A 20,305-nucleotide genomic window follows, 5' to 3' on the forward strand; every position below is an offset into this window, starting at 1 on the left:
GAGGGCTGCCTCCCCGCACACTGGTTTCCGGCCCGGGCTTCCGGGCCTTTTTCAACCTCCCCTGCGGCGTGCATCGCCGCCCGCCCCGGGCATCGGGAGGAATAAGGAAAAAATCATGAGCAGACTGCTGCGAATACTCTTCTGTGCCTTTCTTGCCCTCGGCCTCTTCGCCCAGAGCGCTTCCGCCGCCGACATCGCCGCCGCGGTGAACAAGATGCAGACCGCCTACGCCGGCATGCAGAGCTTCCGCGCCGACTTCACGCAGCAGCTTCTGCAGAGAGAAAGCGGCGTCGTGGAAAAAAGAAACGGCGTCATTCTCTTCCAGAAGCCCCTTCTCGTGCGCTGGGAAACCGCCGCGCCCCACGCCGAACTTCTCATGGTGACGGACAAGGAAATCTGGAACTACCTGCCCGACGAGGAACTCGCCTACCGCTATTCCCGCGCGCTGGCCGAAGATTCCCGTTCCCTCATCCAGGTGATCACCGGCCAGAGCGCCCTTTCCCGCGATTTCGACGTGGAAGCCGCCCAGTCGCCGGAAGACGGCAAGCTCATTCATCTGCTGCTCTACCCCAAGGATCCCACCACGGAACTCACCGAAGCCCAGCTCTGGCTCGACCCCGACACCTCGCTCATCCGCCGCGCCATGGTCATGGACTTCTACGGCAACACCAACACCATCGAGCTGCAGAACCTGAAGCCCAACGCGCCCGCCTCCGCCAAGGACTTCCAGTTCACCCCGCCCAAGGGCACGGAAGTGGAAGACCACGTGGAGGCCAAGCATCCCGTGGCAAGGCCGCTGCTCAACTAGATTTCCAGGCAGTGCTTCAAAGCATATTTCAATAATTCCGGGATATTCCGTTTCCGCCCGCGCGGCGGCGCCGGCAAAAGCGAATTTTCCGGGCTCTCCCTGCCCGGGCCCTGCGTCGGGGCTGGACTATCCTGATAATTAAAGGTACATAGACTTCTCGCATGGAACAGCAGCACGGCATACTGGTACTGAACAAGCCCAAGGGGCTCAGCTCCGCGCAGGCCATCGCCCGCGTCAAGCGCCTCGGTCAGAAGAAAATCGGTCATGCGGGCACTCTCGACCCCATGGCCACCGGCGTGCTGCTCGTTCTGCTCGGCAACGCCACAAAACTTTCCGGCTATCTGCTGGAAGGCGGGGTGAAAACCTACGGCGGCACGCTGCGCCTCGGCGTCGTTACCGACACCTGGGACGCCGAAGGCTCCGTGGTTGCCGAAACGCCCCTGAGCGAAGACGATCTCGCTCCGGGCTCCGTGCTTGAACAGGCCGCCCGCCGCGAAGTGGAGGCCTGGCTGGATGTGACGGAACAGCCCGTTCCGCCCTATTCCGCCGCAAAGCACCAGGGTCAGCCGCTGTACAAGCTGGCCCGCGCCGGCAAGGAAGTGCCGGTCAAGGTGAAAAGCATACATGTTTCGCACGCCTCTGTTCAATGGGTGAACATGCCGGACGTGCGATTCCGGGTAACGTGCAGTTCCGGTTCCTACATACGGTCCCTGGCCCACAGCTTGGGGATTCGACTTGGGTGCGGAGCCATGCTCACGGAACTGACCCGGGAATACAGCCACCCGTTTGGCCTGGAGGTCGCCCACACGCTGGACGAAATCCTTGCCGAGCCCGAAAGGCTTCCCGAATGGATCATGCCCATCAGCGCCGCCCTGCCCGGCTGGAAGAACATTTCCGTCGGCAAAATGCAGGAAGCGCATCTGAAAAACGGCATGCCCGTTCCCCATCTGCCGGAATTCGGTGATTTCGAACCCGGCACACGCGCCCTCATACTGGCGCAGGATGGCTCGCCTCTGGCTCTGGCAGAAGCCCGCATGGACAGGGATCGCCCTGTCTGGGCAGTGCTTCGGGGGCTTTTTACCCACTAACCTCTGACGACACGTCAGAGAGGAGGATACCGCTGTGGCTATGGATTCCGCTCAGAAGCAGGCCGTCATCGCTCAGTACGCCAAGCACGAAGGCGACACCGGCTCCGCTGAAGTTCAGATCGCCCTTCTCACCGCCCGCATCAATGGTCTCGCCGACCACTTCAAGGCCAACAAGAAGGACTTCCACTCCCGCACCGGCCTGCTCAAGCTGGTCGGCCAGCGTCGCAAGATGCTGAACTACCTCAAGAAGACCGACATTCAGAGCTATCGCGCCCTGATCGAAAAGCTCGGTCTGCGCAAGTAGTCGGAAAACGATCCGGAAACAAGGGGGAGCGGAAGAAATTCCGCTCCCCCATCCTGCATGGAAAGGGGCCTTTTCCCCTCAACCTCAACGCGAGGAAGGAGCATCCGCGAACAGAGGCGAAATTTTCGTCTTTCTTCACGGAGTCTCCTTCCAGGAGTAACCATATGGGTCTGCTCAACAGCACTCGTGTGTCCGCCACCGTGGGCGGCAAGGAAATCATTCTGGAAACGGGCCGTGTGGCCCGTCAGGCCAACGGCGCCATCTGGATTCAGTGCGGCGGCACCGTGGCACTCGTCACCGTGTGTGAAGCCCAGCTCGAAACCCCCAAGGACTTCTTCCCCCTCACCGTGGAATACGCCGAACGCATGTACGCCGCCGGCCGCATTCCCGGCAACTTCTTCCGCCGCGAAATCGGCCGTCCGAGCGACCATGAAACCCTCGTGGCCCGCCTCATCGACCGCCCCATCCGTCCGCTCTTCCCCAAGGGCTACGGCAATGAGGTGCAGGTGCTCGCCACCGTCATTTCCGCCGACGGCGAAAACGATCCCGACGTACTCTGCATCACCGCGGCTTCCGCGGCCACCTGCATTTCCAACATTCCCTTCGCGGGCCCCGTGGCCGGCGCGCGCCTCGGCCGCGTGGACGGTCAGTTCGTGCTGAACCCCACCACCGAAGAACTCAAGCGCTCCGACATGGACATCGTGCTCGCCGCCTCCCGCGACGCCGTGGTCATGGTGGAAGGCGAAGCCAAGCTCGTCAAGGAACAGGACCTCATCGACGGCCTGAACTGGGCCCACAAGGCCATTCAGCCCCTCATCGACGCTCAGGAAGAGCTCGTGAAGCTGGCCGGCAAGCCCAAGACCGAATTCATTCCCAAGCAGGACGATCCCGAACTGTTCGCCTATGTGGAAGACCTTGCCATCAAGTCCGGCATGGAAGACGCCCTGCGCACGCCCGACAAGCTGCTCAGAAAGGACGCCCGCAAGGCCGTCAAGGACAAGGTGAAGGCCCTCATGGCCACCGACGAACGCTATGCCGACGATCCCGCGGCGCAGGCCGCCATCGGCGAAGTGCTCGAACACCTCGAAAAGAAGCTCGTGCGCCAGAGAGTGCTCAACGAAGGCACCCGCATCGACAACCGCGACACCAAGACCGTGCGTCCCATCGAAATCGAAACGTCGGTGCTGCCCCGCGCCCACGGCTCCGCCATCTTCGCCCGCGGCGAAACCAAGACCATTGCCGTCACCACCCTCGGCAGCACGTCCGACGAGCAGAAGGTCGATACCCTGAACGGCGACGAAACCAAGCGCTTCATGCTGCACTACAACTTCCCGCCCTTCACCGTGGGCGAAGTGAAGTCCGTGCGCGTGTCCCGCCGCGAAATCGGTCACGGCCACCTCGCCGAACGCGCCCTCAAGGCCGTTCTGCCCTCGCCCGAAAGCTTCCCCTACACCATCCGCGTGGTGTCCGACACCGTGGAATCCAACGGTTCGTCCTCCATGGCCGCCGTGTGCGGCGGCTGCCTCTCCCTCATGGACGCCGGCGTGCCGATCAGCGCTCCCGTGGCCGGCGTGGCCATGGGCCTCATCAAGGACGGCGACACCTACACCGTGCTCACCGACATCCTCGGCGACGAAGACGCCCTCGGCGACATGGACTTCAAGATCGCCGGCACGGCCGACGGCATCAGCGCCATCCAGATGGACATCAAAATCAACGGCCTGCCCACCGAAGTCATGGCCCGCGCCATGGAACAGGCCCGCGTGGCCCGTCTGCACATTCTCGACGTCATGGCCAAGGCCATGCCCGCCGTGCGCGAACTCTCTCCCTACGCTCCCCAGCACGAGGAAGTGTTCGTGAATCCTGAAATCATCCGCATGATCATCGGCCCCGGCGGCAAGAACATCAAGGCCATCACCAGCGCCACCGGCGCGGCCATCGACATTGAGGATTCCGGCCGCATCACCATCTTCGCCCCCACGCAGAAGTCCATGCAGGCCGCCAAGGAAATGGTGCTCTACTACGACCAGCACGCGGAACTCGGCAAGAACTACAACGCCAAGGTCAAGCGCATTCTGGAAATCGGCGCCATCGTGGAAATTCTGCCCAACCTCGAAGCCCTGGTCCACATCTCCCAGCTCGACACCAACCGCGTGGAAAAGACCGAAGACGTGGCCCACCTCGGCGAAGACATGCTGGTCAAGGTCATCGAAATCAACGGCGACCGCATCCGCGCGAGCCGCAAGGCCGTGCTGCTCGAACAGCAGGGCATCGAATGGAAGCCCGAAGACACCGCCCGTCCCGCCCGCCGCGAACGCGGAGAACGCGGCGACGGCGAACGTCGCGAACGCCGCGGCGAACGTCGTGAACGCAGCGATCGTCCCCGCCGCGAACACAAGGAAGACTAAGCGGGAGCGGGGAATTCCCCTCGCGCAGAGATGAAAAGAGAGGCCGCCGTCCGCATGGACGGCGGCCTCTTCGTTTGTCATGCAAATTCGCGCTCAGCCCGCCGTACCGGGGCGGGCAACGCCGGGAGGAATCAGCGCCCGCGGGCAAATTCCGGGAAAACCCGGACGCTCCCGACGCGCAGCCACGGCCAGGAGAACGCCCCGGCGTGCCGGCGGCCCTAGCCCAGACGCTTTGCAATCCTGCGCTGGAGTTCCTTGTCCTCGCCGGGCTGCATCATGCGCTCGGGGCTCAGCACGTAGTCGATTTCCTCGCTGGTCATGTAGTTGTGCCGCACCACGAGATCGTACACCGACTGCCCGGAAGCCAGCGCCTCCCGCGCTATTTCCGACGAGCGTTCGTAGCCGATGTAGGGGGCGAGCGCCGTCACCACGCCTATGGCGTTGCGCACGAGCGAGGCGCAGTGCTCGCGGTTGGCCGTAATGCCGTCCACGCACAAATCGCGCAGAATGTGGCAGGCGTTGCCGAGATGCTTCAGCGAGGCGAACAGCGTGTAGGCAATGACGGGCTCCATGGCGTTGAGTTCCAGCTGTCCGGCTTCTGCGGCCATGGAAATGGTCACGTCCTTGCCGATGACGTCGAAACAGACCTGATTCACCACCTCGGGAATGACCGGATTCACCTTGCCGGGCATGATGGAGGAACCCGGCTGACGGGGCGGCAGATTGATTTCGTTCAGTCCGCAGCAGGGGCCGGACGAGAGCAGCCTAAGGTCGTTGCATATTTTGGAGAGCTTGACCACAAAGCGCTTGAGCAGGCCGGAAATCTGCACGTAGGCGCAGCAGTCGGACGTGGCTTCCACCAGATTTTCCGCCATGAACAGCGGCAGCGAGGAAATCTCCGCGAGGCGCTTCGTCACCAGCGCGGCGTAGCCTTCCGGCGTGTTGATGCCCGTGCCTATGGCCGTCGCGCCCATGCTGATGTCGCAGATCTGCTCGCGGCCTTCGCCGATGCGGCGGATGTCCTCGCCGATGGTGGTCGCCCACGCGGAAAATTCCATGCCCAGCGTCATGGGCACGGCGTCCTGCATCTGGGTCCGGCCCATCTTCATGACGTCGCAAAACTCCACGGCCTTGGCCGCAAAGCCCTGACGCAGGTATTCCATGTCGCCCATGAAGTCCGTCAGCGTGGCGTAGAGCGCCAGACGGATGGCCGTGGGATACACGTCGTTGGTGGACTGCGAGCAGTTCACGTGATTGTTGGGATGGCAGTACTGATATTCGCCCTTCCTGTGCCCCATGAGCTCAAGGGCGACGTTGGCGATCACCTCGTTGGCGTTCATGTTGCACGACGTGCCCGCGCCGCCCTGATACACGTCCACGGGGAACTGATCGTTGTACTCTCCGGCAATGACCTTGTCGCAGGCGAGGCAGATGTAGCGGCCGATGGATTCCGGCAGCACGCCGAGCTCCATGTTGGCCAGCGCCGCCGCCTTCTTCACGTAGCCGAACGCCTGAATGAAGCGCGGCATGGAGGCAATGGTCGTGCCCGAAATGCGGAAGTTCTCCAGAGCCCGGCTGGTCTGGATGCCGTAATAGACATCGGCGGGAATTTCCAGATCGCCAAGAAAATCATGCTCCTTACGCGTTGCGGTCATAGGCGCTCCTTTTCCGTCTCTGAAACGGCAAATGTTTGACAATCGTTTTCAGAAAGAGAAAAATACACTGCAATATCAAATAACTATCCAATCAGGCGAAAAACTTTTTCCGCCCCGACTCAATTTTGGGCCACCCTAGCACACTCAGCGCCCGGGGAAAAGCGCACTGTATTGCTTTTTCTCTTCCGCGCCCTTGCGCCCCATGACTTCAAAAAATTTTTGCTCGACGCGCGGCGGCAAGCAAAAAAGCCGGGGAGGATTTCAAAGTTCGCGCCTTCGTCCTGCTTTCGAGCCGACGCCGCCCGCGCCCAGAGCGCCGAGTCCCAAGCCTGCCTGACGCGCGCACAAAAAAAGCCCTTTCCGACCGGACAGGACGGAAAGGGCGAAACGTGAAGCCGCAAGTGCGGCTCCCCGGGGTGGAAGACCGGAGTGCGACCGGGCCTGCGGCGTTTTGCGCAGGCCGGGCGTTCCGAGCTTTCGGCGTTATGCGCCGAGAAGCGTTTTCCTCCAGGCCCGGGCGGTGTTCACAAGAAGCTGAGAAATGGTCATGGGGCCGATGCCGCCGGGAACCGGCGTGATGGCGGAAGCGAGCGGGGCCACGTGCTCAAAGTCCACGTCGCCGCAGAGCTTGCCGTCCTCGCCGCGGTTGATGCCCACGTCGATGATGACGGCCCCGGGCTTGACCATGTCGGCCGTGACGAAGCGGGGCCTGCCGAGCGCGGCCACGATGAGATCGGCCTCGCGGCATACGGCGGCGAGATCCGGCGTGCGGGAATGGCACATGGTCACGGTGGCGTTGTAGTCGCGGCTGCCGAGCATGAGGGACACAGGACGGCCCACAAGATTGCTGCGGCCGATGACCACGGCCCGCTTGCCGCTCACGGAAATGTTGTAGTGGTCGAGCAGCGCCAGAATGCCCGCGGGCGTGCAGGGACGAAGCCCGGGCACGTTCATGGCCACGCGCCCCTGATTGACGGCAGTGAGGCCGTCCACGTCCTTGTCCGGACTGATGGCCTCAATGCAGGGACGCTCGTCCAGCCCTTCGGGCAGGGGGAGCTGAAGCAGAATGCCGTCCACGGCCGGATCGGCGTTGAGGGACGCAATGAGCTCTTCCAGCTCCTGCTGAAGAATGGAGGCGGGTCTGCGGTAGGAACGCGTGTCGATGCCGACGTCGGCGCAGGCCTTTTCCTTGTTGCGCACGTACACCTGCGAAGCCGGATCCTCGCCCACCAGAATCACCGCCAGGCAGGGAGCGCGTCCGGCTTTCTCCCTGTCTTTCGCTATGTCCTCACGAAGCGCGGCGCGTATGGACGCCGCAGTCGCCTTACCGTCGAGTATCAAGGCAGTTCCTCCTTTTCCGGCCGGGCCGGAGGCATGGGGTGACAGGTTCGCCGCTCCGCACGGCGCAGGAACGGCTCATTCCGCAATCCCGCCGGACTGCGGCGCGGAAAAGCGCCCACTGCCTTTTCCGCAAATGTGTTGCGCCAGCCGCCTTCCGGTGCGTTCTCCCCGCCTGCACACGCGAGGCGAGCCCCGCTCTTCGGCCAGGGGCTAGCGATGCACCACGCTGCGCGGCCGCGTGCCGTCGGCCTGACTGAGCAGACCGTCCTTTTCCATCTGCTCCACGAAGCGGGCCGCGCGGTTGAAGCCGATGCGGAAACGCCGCTGCAGCAGGGAAATGGACACCTTGCCGTTGTCCAGCACGAACTGCACGGCTTCGGCGTAAATGGGATCGTCCACGATTTCGTTGCTCCGGGAGGCGGGCTGACCGAAATCTTCGGCGTCTTCGGCGTCGTCGTTGCCGAATTCCGCAAAATCGACCTTGTAGTTCGGCGGCTGCTGCTTTTTCCAGAATTCCACCACGGCCGACACTTCATCGTCGCTCACGAAGGCTCCGTGCAGGCGCTGAATCATGCCGCCGTTGGGCTTGAACAGCATGTCGCCCATGCCGAGCAGCTTTTCCGCGCCCGCGCCGTCGATGATGGTGCGCGAATCCTGACCGCTCGTCACCTTGAAGGCGATGCGGCAGGGGAAATTCGCCTTGATGATGCCCGTCACCACGTCCACGCTGGGGCGCTGCGTAGCGATGATGAGGTGAATGCCCGCGGCTCGGGCGAGCTGCGCGAGACGCACGATGCTGCCTTCCACTTCCTTGCGCTTCACCATCATGAGGTCGGCGAGCTCATCGACAATGATGACGAGGAACGGCATGTTGGAAAGATCTTCCGGCTCGCCGGTTTCCGCGTCCACGGGCATGGGGCCTCCGGCCTCCACCTCTGCGCGCAGACGGGCCTGCCGGTCGTTGTAGCCCGTGATGTTGCGCACCTTGACCTTGGAGAACAGCGAAAGGCGGCGGTTCATCTCCTCAATGGCCCAGAGCAGCGCGTTCTTGGTGAGATCCATGTCCGTCACCACGGGATGCACGAGATGGGGCAGATCCGCGTACATGGAAAGTTCCACGCGCTTGGGGTCCACCAGAATCATCTGCACTTCGTCGGGCCTGGCGCGGTAGAGCAGGCTGAGAATGATGGCGTTCAGGCACACGCTCTTGCCCGCGCCGGTGGCGCCGGCCACCAGAAGATGCGGCATTTTGGCCAGATCCGCGGACACGGGACGCCCGCCGGTATCCTTGCCGAGCGCCACGGTGAGCAGCGATTTGGCCTGACGGAAATTTTCGTTTTCCACAATTTCCCGGAAATGCACGGTGCAGCGCTTTTCGTTGGGCACTTCCACGCCCACGGTGTCGGTGCCGGGCACGGGAGCCTGCATGCGCACGGACACGGCCTTGAGCGACATAGCCAGATCGTTGGCCAGATTGGTGATGCGCGTGGCCTTGACGCCCGGAGCCGGACGCACCTCGAAGAGCGTGACCACGGGGCCGGGCGTGATGCGCGCCAGCGTGGCGTTCACGTTGAAGTTCTTGAGGCAGGTGATGAGCGCGTTGCCCTGTCTGGCCAGGGTAAGCTCATCGGGTCTGCTGGCAAGATCCTCTTCCGGCAGCGGCGAAAGCAGTTCCAGAGGCGGCAGCTGAAGCTCCCTGCGCTTCGGCAGCACGGGCGCAGGCGCAGCGGGCGCGGCTTCGGCTTCAAGCTGCCTCTGCACAGCGAGAGCTCCGGCCACGGCGCTGTCCACGGAAGCGTAGGCGGCGTCCTTGTGCTGCGCGGCAGGCGCTTCCGCCGCGCGGAAAAACTGGGGGAACGTCTGCCCGGGCACTTCCGTCTGCGGCGCGGGCTGCTTTTCGGACGTCGGCGCAGCCGTCACCACGGCGGGCAGATCGTCGGTATTCACGGCTGATGCCGAGGCGGAAAGCGCGGCCAGGGCCGAAGGCGGCAGATCTTCCTCCGGCACGTCGGGTTCGATGAAGGGCGCGGGAGAAACGGGCTGAGCAGGCACGACGGCGGGGGCCGGAGCCTGCGCGGGCTCAAAGGAAGGCGCGGCGGGCGCGGACGCCATCGCCGCAGGGGCAGGAGCGGAAAACACGGAAGCAGCCGTCGCGGGAGCGGCAGGCACAACCGCCGGTGCTTCAACAGCAACCGGAGTCGTCTCAGCGCTCGATGCTGAGAAAGCCGCCGGAGCCGCAATCACCGGCGCAGCCGCCGAGGAAGCAGGCGCAGAACCGACTGCTGCGGAGGGTATCGGAGAAACCGGCGCAGCGCTCACTGTCGCGGAGGGCGTGGGGGAAAACGGCGCAGAAACGGTTGCCGCGGAAGGCGCCGCCGCGGAAGATTCCGGCGTTTCGACGGCATCCTCCAGCTCAAGAATGAATTCGCTCTCTTCCTGCGCCGGAGCCTTTTCCGCCGCAGGCGCCGGAACCGGTTCCGGCACGAACACGGCGGCCACGGCAGGTTCGGAAGCGCTCGCCGCGCTTCTGGCGTTTTCCGGCCGTTCCACAAGGCGCAGAAGTTCGCTCAAGTCCTCTTCCCGAATGCCGGAATCCACTGGCTCCGGCTCCGCGCCCGGAAGATCGGGGGCCTTCGGCAGATCCGTTTTTATTTCAAGCACGGGCGCGGGAGTTTCCGCAACGTCCTTCTTCCTGCCGAACACGATGTCGAGCACAGGGCGGGGACGCTTTGCCGCGTCCGGAATTCTGCGCCATCCGGCGACAAGCCCGGGCAGGCGCTTCAGCGCTTCGGGCAGATGCGGCACGGGCAGATCGTAGGTCGTGCCGAAGGAGGGAATTTTCCGCATCGCCCATGAGGCGAACGAAGCAATGAGCGTCAGCCAAGAAATGCTGAACGACAGCTCCATGGCAATGAGGAACACGAAGAACCACAGCAGAAACGAGCCGACGGGACTGAAAAAAATAAGGGAAAAGGCGGAAAGCCACTGTCCGGCAAGGCCGCCGCCGTGAATGCCGTGAACGCTGATGTCGAATACAGACGAGGCCACCAGCATGCAGGAAAAAAGCAAGAGATACCCCACCCAGCGGTACCACTTGAGCACCAGCCAGCGGGACACCAGTCCCGCGCCCACGGCCAGAAAGAACACGACCCACAAAAAGGAGCCCAGACCGAAGCAGTCCACCAGAAAGCCCGACAGATACGCGCCGAACAGTCCGGCCGCGTTCTGCACGGAAGAAGCGTTCATGCTCACGGCCTGATTGAAGGTGGGATCGCCGACATGATAGCTCCAGAGACTGAGCAGCATAAGCAGACCGCAGAAAAGAAAAAGCAGTCCGAGCAGTTCGCGTACCAGTCTGTGTCCGTACATTGGCATCCCCTTCAAACTTCAAGTGAACCCTTCCGGGACGGACCCGGAATCCGTTTTTCTCCCGAAAAACGAAAGCGCTGCCGGAAGGGCGCGCAACACGTCCTGCCGACAGCGCAAAAGAAAAGAACGCGAATTAGTCGCGGCCGAGATATTCGCGGGTGCGGGTATCGACCTTGACGCGGTCGCCTTCGTTCACGAAAATCGGCACCTGAATGGTCACGCCGGTTTCCAGGGTGGCGGGCTTGGTCACGTTGGAAACGGTGTCGCCCTTCACGCCGGGTTCGGTCTTGACCACGGTCATCACGAGGCTCACGGGCACTTCAATGTCGATGGGCTGTCCGTTGTAGAGCAGCACGCGGCACTGCTGGGATTCCAGCAGCCAGTCGGCCTTGCCGTCGGTGTCGGACACGGGCAGGGAAATCTGTTCGTAGGTGGTCATGTCCATGAAGATGAGGTCGTCGCCTTCGCGGTACAGGTACTGCATGTCGCGCTGTTCCATGTCGGGCTTGCCCACCTTTTCGCCGGAACGGAAGGTATTGTCCACCACGCGGCCGTTGAGAATGTTGCGCAGCTTGGTGCGCACCATGGCGCCGCCCTTGCCGGGCTTGAAGTGCTGGAATTCAACGATTTCGTAAGGAGTGCCATCGATCTCGATCTTCAGGCCGCGACGAAAGTCAGTAGTGGAATACATGATGCCTCCAGGCAAAAATATGATTTTTTTTTCGTAAAAAATCCGAAACGGGCCGACGCGGACCCTTCCGGCCTCCGAAAACGGAGGAAATATTCCCCGCGCTGCGGGGGACGCCCTGCGGAATATTTGCCTTTTCCGCCGGAGCAGGCTAATCTCGGCTTTTTCCGAAAAGCAAGATATATTGTCCGATAGAGGCTCACTTTGTCAACTCGGGAGGAGCGCCATGACCGACCCGTCCGCCGAAAAAAAGACCTGTTCCGAACCCGCGCTGGAACTTCTGGCCACCCTGTACACCCTTGAACAGCTGGAAGACGCCTCGCATCACATGCCGCAGATTGCGCTGGCCGGCCGCTCCAACGTGGGCAAGTCCTCGCTCATCAACGCCCTCGCCCGCAGAAAAAAACTGGCCAAGGTCAGCTCCGAACCGGGCAAGACCCGTTCGGTCAACCTTTTTCTGGTCAAACCCGACGGCTTCTGCCTCACCGACCTGCCCGGCTACGGCTACGCCCGCCGCGGCCACGAGGAGCGCCGCAACTGGGCGGCCCTCATTCAGAAGTATCTGGAAGAAACCAAAACGCTGCGCGCGCTCGCCCTGCTCATCGACTGCCGCATTCCCACGCAGCAGTCCGACCGGCTGATGGCCGACTTCGCCAAAGCCCGGAAGCTTCCCGTCATCGCCGTGCTCACCAAGGCCGACAAATGCTCCCTCAAGGAACGCTCCGCCCAGCAGAAGACCTGGGAGGCCATTCTCGGCGGACAGAAACCCGTGGTGGTTTCCGCAGTCACGAGGCTCGGCATCGACGAGCTGTGGGCAAGGCTGCGCGAAGCCGGAGCCCCCGATCCTCTTCCCTCCGCCGATGATATCGACGGTCCTTCCGCAGACTGATTCACGCCATGCTCGACATCTCCATTCTCAACGAGGCCCAGAAACAGGCCGTGACCGCGCCCGAAGGGCCCATGCTGGTCATTGCCGGCGCAGGCTCCGGCAAAACCCGCACCATCGTGTACCGCCTGGCGTGGCTGGCCGAACACGGCATCGATCCGCATTCCATGCTGCTGCTCACCTTCACGCGCAAGGCTTCGCAGGAAATGCTGCACCGCGCCGCCAATCTGCTCGACCATCAGCTTCTCGGCGTGCAGGGCGGCACGTTCCACAGCTTCGCCTTTTCCGTGCTGCGGCGCTGGAGCCCGGACTGGACGGGCGGCTCCCTCACGGTTATGGACACTTCCGACAGCGTCGCCGCCATTCAGGCCTGCAAGGAAGCGCTGAAAATAGGCAAGGGCGACCGCAGCTTTCCGCGCACGCAGGCCGTGCTCGGCCTGCTCAGCAAGGCGCGCAACAAGGAAATGGAACTCGACGAGGTGCTTCGCCGCGAGGCGCAGCATCTGCTGCCGCACGCCTCGGATCTGGCGGAACTCGGCGAAGCCTACCGCAAATACAAGCGCGAACACGCCCTCCTCGACTACGACGATCTGCTCTTCGAGCTGGAGCAGCTCTTCCTCGACAAACCCGACGTGCTGGAAACGCAGAAGCAGCGCTTCCGTCAGATCATGGTGGACGAATATCAGGACACCAACAAGGTGCAGGCCAGGCTCGTGCGCATGATGGCCGGAGAGAACGGCAACATCATGGCCGTGGGCGACGACGCGCAGTCCATCTACGCCTTCCGCGGCGCCACCGTTCACAACATTCTCGATTTTCCCAAGCTCTTTCACAACACGCGCATCATCCGGCTGGAAGAGAACTACCGCTCCGTGCAGCCCGTGCTCGACATCGCCAACAGCCTGCTCGCCAACACCACCGAAGGCTACCGCAAGCATCTTTTCTCCCGCCGCCCCGTGCCCGCCGAGCCCGCGGTCACGCTGTACCGGCCCCTCAGCGACAAAACGCAGGCCGTGCTCGCGGCAAGGCGCATCGAAGAGCTGCTCGACACCGTGCCCGCCCGGGAAATCGCCGTGCTGTTCCGCTCGGGCTACCAGTCCTACAACATGGAAATCGAGCTCAACAAGCGCGGCATAGGCTTCCGCAAATACGGCGGCCTGCGCTACGCCGAAGCCGCCCACGTGAAGGACGTCATGGCCTTCGCCCGTCTGGTGAGCAATCCTCTCGATCTGCCCTCCTTCGACCGCATCGCCGCGCTCTCCCGCGGCATCGGCCCGAAGACCTCGCGCAAGCTCTTCGCCCTGGCTTCCGGCAGCGACGAGACCGCGCTCAAGAAAGCCTGCACGCGCTGGCCGGACTTTCTGGAAAACATGGCGCTCATTGCCAACCTGCGCGTGAGAAATCCCCGCCCCGAAGAAGTCATCGACACCATTCTCGAACACTACCGCCCGAAAATGGAGGAACTTTTTCCCGACGACTGGCCCCGCCGCCTGCAGGGCCTCGAGGAAATGTCCGGCATCGCCTCGTCCTACGAAGACCTCCAGCTCTTCATCGCCGATCTTTCCCTGGACAGCCCCGAAGAAGCCCCGGAAGAAGACGACGGAGAGAAGAAAATCACCCTTTCCACCGTGCATTCCGCCAAGGGGCTGGAATGGTCGGCCGTGCTCGTCATCGACCTTGTGGAAGACCGCTTTCCCTCCCGCCACGCGCTGGTGCGCCCCGAAGATTTCGAGGAAGAGCGGCGGCTCATGTACGTGGCCTGCACGCGCGCCAAGGACACGCTCGATCTTTTCGTGCCGCTCAGCCTCTACAACCGCAGCTCCGGCAGTCAGGAACCCGCCTCGCCGAGTCCCTTCATCCGCGAACTGCCCACGGATACGCTGAACGAAATCTATGAAAACTACGGCGGCGCGCTGACGAAACGCCGCATCCGGGAACAGCCCGCGCCGGCCTTTTCCGGCTTCGGCGCGCCGAAGCGCCGCTCCTGGCACTGGGATGAAGACGGCGAGGAAACGGACGATTCCTTCCGCGGGAAACGCCGGAAGGATGATGACGACGACTGGCCGCCCCGCGACAGGGACTTCGCCCCCTCGCCCCGCTCCCGCGAAGACGCGGACGACGCCTACCTGGCCGCCGTGCGCGAAGCCGTGAAGAGCGGCCGCACGCTGGAGGAAAGCCCGGACGCCAAACCCGTCAGGAAAAAACTCGGCTTCTGCCGTCACCGCCTGTTCGGTCGCGGCAAAATCGTGGAGGAAATTCCGCCGGACAAGTACCGGGTGAACTTTCCCGGCCTCGGCCTGAAAATCATTCTCGCCGATTACCTCACCCTGGAGTAAGCCATGCGCATGGCCAGCGAAGACGACATTCTCGGTCTCATCGACCGCTTTTTCCCCGAAGATCATCCGGCGCTTCTGCTCGGCCGCGGCGACGACTGCGCCGTTCTCCGCCCGGGCGTCCCGCTTGCCCTGACCACCGACGTGTTCGCCGAAGACGCGCACTTCCGCCGCCGCTACTTCACTCCCTTCGACATCGGCTTCAAGTCCGTGGCCGTCAACGTGAGCGACGTGGGCGCAAGCGGCGCAAGGCCGGTGGGCATTTCCATGGGGCTCACCCTCACGGGACGCGAAGACGAAGCCTGGCTGACCGACTTCTGCCGGGGCGTGAAGACCGTGTGCGACGATTTTTCCCTGGCGCTTTCCGGCGGCGATCTGGCCCGCTCCTCGCTTGTCAACGTGTGCGTCACAGCCTGGGGAGAACTTCCCGAAGCGCTGCCGCAGGGGCTTCGCCGCGGCGCGGCCGAAGAAGGCGACGTGGTGTTTCTTGTGGGCTCCGTGGGGCTGGCAAGGCTCGGCCTCTCGCTGCTTGAGCGAGCCTCCTCGCCCGAAGAGGCGGAAGAAGTGAAGTGCGACTGGCCCGAAGTCTGCGCAAGGCATCTGCGTCCGAAGCCGCTGGCCCGGGAAGGCGAAGCCGTCGCCAGATTCGCCCTGCGCCATGACGCCGGAAACCGCATCGGACTCATGGACGTTTCCGACGGGCTCGCGCGCGATCTGCCCCGCCTTCTGGCAAGCCGCCGCTCCGGGCTCGGCGCGGACATCGCGCTGGCGGAAGACATTCTGCCGGAAGAGCTTCTGCGCTTTGCCTCAGATACGGGCGTCAGCGCCCCGGAATTCGCCTTTGAAGGCGGCGAGGACTACGCCCTTGCAGGCACCTGCCCCGAAGCGCTGTGGCCGGAACTTGCGCGCGAACTGAACGCGCCCGCGCTCGCGCTCGGACGGGTGCGCCGAGGCGGCATCACGCTCAACGGCCGGACTCCGGCCTCTGCGGGATTCGACCATTTTGCCGCATGAAGAAGCGTTGTTTCTTCATACAGGCTTCACACTGACCGCCTACCATGACGCCGTCAGAAACATAACCCATGCCGCCGGACGCACCGGCCTGCAAAAGTGAGGAACACCATGGAAAGAACCATGAGCGCCACCAAGCACATCGCTCTCATCGCCCACGACAACATGAAGGAAAGCCTCATCGAATGGTGCGCGGAACACAGTCAGATTCTGGCCCGTCACTTTCTCTGCGGCACCGGCACCACGGCGCACCTCATCAATGAAAAAACGGGTCTGCCCGTCACGCCCTACCTCAGCGGCCCGCTCGGCGGCGATCAGCAGATAGGCGCCAAGGTGGCCGAAGGCCACATCGACATCATCATCTTCTTCTCCGATCCGCTCACCGCCCAGCCTCACGACCCCGACGTCAAGGCCCTGCTGCGCATCGCCCAGGTTTACGACATTCCCATCGCCAACAACCGCGCCACCGCGAACTTCATCATCACCTCGCCGCTCTTCAGCCAGAGCTACACCTACACGCCCCACATTCATTTTCCGCTGAAAAACAAGTAATCCGCAACCCTCTGTGACGGACGCGGCCTGAACGCAGAATCTGCACTTCTGCGCGCTCCTGCCGCAGAAAAGGCCCTGTTTCCGCAAGAAGAAACAGGGCCTTTCAGCACTCAAAAAATCATGGAAGCGACAAAGCGTCAGCGAAGGTTCCCGCGCTTTTCCAGCTCTTCCAGAAGACGGGCCAGCGCCTTGCCCCGGTGGCTGCGCGCCATCTTTTCCTCGCGGGAAAGTTCCGCGCCCGTGCGGCCGCTTGCCGGATCGAGAAAAAGCGGATCGTAGCCGAAGCCGTTGCTTCCAGACGGCGCGTCCGCAATGCTTCCTTCCCACGCGCCGCTCACCACGATGTCTTCCGGTCTGTTCTCCCACGAGGAAGGGTACACCAGGGCCATGCAGCAGCGGAAACGCGCGGTGCGCTTTTCCGCGCTCACGCCTTCCAGCTCGGCAAGGAGCTTGCGGTTGTTGCGATCGTCCGTGCTTTCGCCTTCCCGCTCCGGCCAGTCGAGGCTGTACCTTGCGGAATACACCCCGGGCGCGCCGCCGAGCGCGTCCACCTCAATGCCGGAATCGTCGGCCACCGCGGGCACGCCGAGCGCTTCGGCCACGGCCCGGGCCTTGATGAGGGCGTTTTCTTCAAACGTGGTTCCCGTTTCCGGAATTTCGGGAAAATCGTCGGGCAGACTTTTCACGTCGAATCCGAAACGGGCCAGGGGTTCGCGCAGTTCCCTCACCTTGCCCTGATTGCGGGTGGCGAGAATGAGCGTCTCAAGCAGCGTCATGGGAGTCTCCTTGCCGAAAGGCTGTTTTCATGGCAGAAAGGGATATCTCAGGCCAGTCCTGTTGACAAGTCCAGGCCTGCTCGAAGGTAGAGTAATGCTCCGTATCTATTCCCAAAGTCTTGGCTGCCCCAAAACCCGCGTGGACACCGAACGTCTGCTGGGCTCGCTGGGCCCCGTTCTCACCGTGGACGAGCCTGAACAGGCCGACCTCGTGTTCATCAACACCTGCGCCTTCATCGCGCCGGCCGTGCAGGAATCCGTGCAGACCGTCCTTCAGATGATCGAAGATCTCAGCGAGCTGCCGAAAAACAAAAAGCCGTTCCTGGCCGTGGCTGGCTGCCTGCCCGGGCGCTACGGCATCGCCGATCTCAAGTCCGAGCTGCCGGAAGTCGATCTCTGGCTCCACACCGACGACATCGACTCCTGGGCCGATCAGATCATGCGCGCGCTTCATCTGGAGCACGCCTCGGCCGGACGCCTGCTCAGCACCGGCCCTTCCTACGCCTGGCTGAAAATCGGCGAGGGCTGCCGTCACAACTGTTCGTTCTGCGCCATTCCGTCCATCCGCGGCAAGTACGCTTCCGAACCGGTCGACAAGCTGGTGACGGAAGCCTCCGCCCTCGTCGCCGACGGCGTGAAGGAACTCATTGTCGTGGCGCAGGACGTGACCGCCTACGGCACGGACTTCGGCAGAGATCCGCGCATTCTTCTGGAAAAGCTCCTTGCGCTCGACGGACTGGAACGCCTGCGCCTGCTCTATCTGTATCCGGGCGGACTCACCCGCGACCTGCTGCGCTTTCTCAAGGAGGCGGGCAAGCCGTTCGTGCCGTATTTCGACATGCCTCTGCAGCATGCTCACCCGGACATTCTCAGCCGCATGGGCCGCCCCTTCTCCGGCAATCCGCAGGAGGCGGTGGACCGCATACGCGAATTTTTCCCCGAAGCCGCCCTGCGCACGACCATGATGGTGGGCTTTCCGGGAGAAACCGACGAACATTTCCGCACTCTCATGGATTTTGTGGAAAAGAACCGCTTTCACCATATGGGCGTGTTCGCCTTTCAGCCTGAAGAAGGCACGGCCGCGGCAGCCATGCCCGATCAGATCGACGACTCCGTCAAGGAAGCCAGAAAGGACGAACTCATGGAACTTCAGCGCGGCATCAGCGAGGAGATTCTCGCCGGTTACGCCGGACAGCGCATGGAAGTGCTGGTCGATGAAAGTTCCGAAGAATGGCCCGGTCTTCACACCGGCCGCACCTGGTTCCAGGCCCCCGACGTGGACGGTCTGACCTACGTGAGCGGCCCGGGCGTGGAAAACGGCGCCCTGGTGGAAGCCGACATCGTAGAGACCAGGGAGTACGACCTCGTGGCCCTGGCCTGAACTGAGGAACCGCATGCATAAAACACTGCTCTTTTTTTTCTGCTCGCTTCTTCTCATTTCCTGCGTCGCCACTTCGGGCACTCCGGGAGACATCAGCGGCGCATGGGTGGATGACGAAGGGCGGATCTATTTTCTGGACGAAGACGGCGCGCTCGGCCTGCCCGATCAGACCGCCATTTCCGGCGTGAGCTGGAATCTGGAAAACGGCGTGCTCTCGCTCGCCACCATGGACACCCCCGGCGACAAAGTGCGCACGCAGAAGCTCGTGCTTGCCAAGTCCGGCTCGAGCAGACTGGAATTCACCGACGCCGACGGCGCCGCCGTGGTGTGGAAAAAAAGCCGGGCCAAGGTAGGCAGGCTGGAAGGCACGCTGTTCTACCGCGAACGCATGGCCCTGCCGCCGGAAGTCGTGGTCAGAGTGCAGCTCTATCCGCTGCACTCCCCCATTCCCGTGGCCGCGTCCACCATGCCCTCGTCCGGCAGCGGAAGCATTCCCTTCCGCGTGTACTATCTCGAACAGACCATGCCGAACGAGGCGCGTCTTGCCGCCGCCGTCATGCACAGCGGCGAAACGCTCTTCGCCACGCAGACCGACGAAGTCGTTTCCATTCCCGGCAGGCCGAACGTGCTTGTCTATCGCACCATGCCCGGCGAACATCAGCTTCCCGAGCTCAAGACGCCCGCAAGCTATCAGGGTTCGCTGAAAAGCGGCGGGAAAAACATTTCCGTCCATCTCTACCTTGAAGACGACGGTCTGGCCCTGCTCACTCAGGACGGCGACCGCAATCAGTACATGGGCACATGGATGGAAAAAGACAGAAACCGCACCATCGAAATCACGCGCGGCGCTCTCAAGCCCGTGACCGCCACGCGCGAAGCCGGCGGCAATCTGCTGCTCCACGGCCTTTCCGCGCAGCCCGTGGAACTCAAAAAAGCCGACATTCCCTGGCCCTCCAAGGGCTTTCTCATCGAAGGAGAGCTCAGGAAACAGAACGGCAAGCCCGTATTTTCCGAATGCAATTCCCAGCGGGACATTCCCATTCAGCCGTCCGGGCGGGGATACGATCAGCTCAGCCACATTCTGCAGTCCAACGGCAATTCCTCCGTGGTGCTGGAAGGCCGCATTCAGGACGGTCACCTGGAAGCCTCCAACGTCTTTCTCGTGCAGAAGGGCGGCGTCTGCTCCACGGAAAACTACGCCTCCGCGCCGCTCGAGCAGACCTACTGGCGTCTGCGCGAGCTCAACGGCGCGCCCGTGGAACTCTTTCCCGAGCAGCCGGAACCCCATCTTATTCTGCGCGACAACGGTCAGGCTTCCGGCTCCGACGGCTGCAACAACTTCTTCATGAACTGGAAGCGCAAGGATGAAGCCATCAGCTTTTCCGACGGCGGCTCCACCCTGCGCATGTGCCCGCAGGGCGAAGAACAGGCCCGCGCCATGCACACCATGTTCTCCAAGGCCGACGAGTGGAACATCAACGGCTCCATGCTGGAGCTGCGCTCCAAAAAGAGCATCGTTGCTGTGTTTGAAGCCGTGGACATGTAACGCTCTAAAACTACATAAAAAAGCCGGAGAACAGCATCATCGCTTCTCCGGCTTTTTCGTATATTTCAGCAAGGACGCTTACAGAATTATTCACTCCATCCGAAAGCGGTCCGAGCTCGTTTCCGCTCCGCTCAAATCCGTTCGAGGCGGGGACGCATC

The 20,305-nt window shown here is 62.7% G+C and carries 15 protein-coding genes; 10 read left to right on the forward strand and 5 right to left on the reverse strand.

What is annotated here, in order from left to right:
• The first annotated feature begins 115 nt into the window (after window positions 1-115).
• From ABGT79_RS06875 to pnp, 4 genes are all read left to right on the forward strand, one after another.
• Window positions 116-808: an outer-membrane lipoprotein carrier protein LolA gene (locus ABGT79_RS06875; RefSeq protein ID WP_346665575.1), complete on the forward strand. Its 693-nt coding sequence runs from the start codon at window positions 116-118 to the stop codon at window positions 806-808.
• 161 nt (window positions 809-969) lie between these two features.
• A complete protein-coding gene (gene truB / locus ABGT79_RS06880; protein ID WP_346665576.1) occupies window positions 970-1,896 on the forward strand; it encodes a tRNA pseudouridine(55) synthase TruB in 927 nt (308 codons plus the stop codon).
• A 40-nt stretch (window positions 1,897-1,936) separates the two neighbouring features.
• Window positions 1,937-2,200, forward strand: a complete 264-nt coding sequence (gene rpsO, locus ABGT79_RS06885; RefSeq protein ID WP_294484515.1) for a 30S ribosomal protein S15 — start codon at window positions 1,937-1,939, stop codon at window positions 2,198-2,200.
• 164 nt (window positions 2,201-2,364) lie between these two features.
• A complete protein-coding gene (gene pnp / locus ABGT79_RS06890) occupies window positions 2,365-4,608 on the forward strand; it encodes a polyribonucleotide nucleotidyltransferase (RefSeq protein ID WP_346665577.1) in 2,244 nt (747 codons plus the stop codon).
• A 218-nt stretch (window positions 4,609-4,826) separates the two neighbouring features.
• Here the strand turns inward: pnp and aspA are convergent, their stop codons facing one another.
• From aspA to efp, 4 genes are all read right to left on the reverse strand, one after another.
• Complete coding sequence (gene aspA / locus ABGT79_RS06895) at window positions 4,827-6,263, reverse strand: aspartate ammonia-lyase (RefSeq protein WP_346665578.1); 1,437 nt, start codon at window positions 6,261-6,263, stop codon at window positions 4,827-4,829.
• Between the two features lie 483 nt (window positions 6,264-6,746).
• Window positions 6,747-7,604, reverse strand: a complete 858-nt coding sequence (gene folD / locus ABGT79_RS06900) for a bifunctional methylenetetrahydrofolate dehydrogenase/methenyltetrahydrofolate cyclohydrolase FolD (protein WP_346665579.1) — start codon at window positions 7,602-7,604, stop codon at window positions 6,747-6,749.
• A 210-nt stretch (window positions 7,605-7,814) separates the two neighbouring features.
• A complete protein-coding gene (locus ABGT79_RS06905) occupies window positions 7,815-10,973 on the reverse strand; it encodes a DNA translocase FtsK 4TM domain-containing protein (RefSeq protein WP_346665580.1) in 3,159 nt (1,052 codons plus the stop codon).
• 133 nt (window positions 10,974-11,106) lie between these two features.
• Window positions 11,107-11,664: an elongation factor P gene (efp, locus tag ABGT79_RS06910; protein WP_294484450.1), complete on the reverse strand. Its 558-nt coding sequence runs from the start codon at window positions 11,662-11,664 to the stop codon at window positions 11,107-11,109.
• A gap of 223 nt (window positions 11,665-11,887) precedes the next feature.
• Here efp and yihA point away from each other — a divergent pair, with 223 nt between their 5' ends.
• From yihA to ABGT79_RS06930, 4 genes are all read left to right on the forward strand, one after another.
• The gene (gene yihA / locus ABGT79_RS06915; RefSeq protein WP_346665581.1) at window positions 11,888-12,550 is read left to right on the forward strand and encodes a ribosome biogenesis GTP-binding protein YihA/YsxC; all 663 of its coding nucleotides are present in this window, start codon (window positions 11,888-11,890) and stop codon (window positions 12,548-12,550) included.
• An 8-nt stretch (window positions 12,551-12,558) separates the two neighbouring features.
• Window positions 12,559-14,883: an ATP-dependent helicase gene (locus tag ABGT79_RS06920; protein ID WP_346665582.1), complete on the forward strand. Its 2,325-nt coding sequence runs from the start codon at window positions 12,559-12,561 to the stop codon at window positions 14,881-14,883.
• A gap of 3 nt (window positions 14,884-14,886) precedes the next feature.
• Entirely contained in the window at window positions 14,887-15,894 is a 1,008-nt protein-coding gene (gene thiL / locus ABGT79_RS06925; protein WP_346665583.1) for a thiamine-phosphate kinase, read from the forward strand.
• A 108-nt stretch (window positions 15,895-16,002) separates the two neighbouring features.
• Window positions 16,003-16,443 (forward strand): methylglyoxal synthase, encoded by a 441-nt coding sequence (locus ABGT79_RS06930; RefSeq protein ID WP_294484457.1) that lies wholly within the window; start codon window positions 16,003-16,005, stop codon window positions 16,441-16,443.
• Window positions 16,444-16,580: 137 nt separating this feature from the next.
• Here ABGT79_RS06930 and rdgB read toward each other — a convergent pair whose 3' ends face one another.
• On the reverse strand, window positions 16,581-17,219 hold the full coding sequence (rdgB, locus tag ABGT79_RS06935) for an RdgB/HAM1 family non-canonical purine NTP pyrophosphatase (RefSeq protein ID WP_346665584.1): 639 nt from the start codon (window positions 17,217-17,219) through the stop codon (window positions 16,581-16,583).
• 94 nt (window positions 17,220-17,313) lie between these two features.
• Between rdgB and rimO the strand changes: the two genes are divergently transcribed.
• The gene (rimO, locus tag ABGT79_RS06940; RefSeq protein ID WP_346665585.1) at window positions 17,314-18,600 is read left to right on the forward strand and encodes a 30S ribosomal protein S12 methylthiotransferase RimO; all 1,287 of its coding nucleotides are present in this window, start codon (window positions 17,314-17,316) and stop codon (window positions 18,598-18,600) included.
• A gap of 13 nt (window positions 18,601-18,613) precedes the next feature.
• Window positions 18,614-20,146 carry an META domain-containing protein gene (locus tag ABGT79_RS06945; protein WP_346665586.1) on the forward strand — a complete coding sequence of 511 codons (1,533 nt, stop codon included), beginning with the start codon at window positions 18,614-18,616 and terminating at the stop codon, window positions 20,144-20,146.
• Window positions 20,147-20,305 lie beyond the last annotated feature (159 nt).

This window comes from uncultured Mailhella sp. (genome assembly GCF_963931295.1).
In the GTDB taxonomy this organism is placed as follows: Bacteria; Desulfobacterota; Desulfovibrionia; order Desulfovibrionales; family Desulfovibrionaceae; genus Mailhella.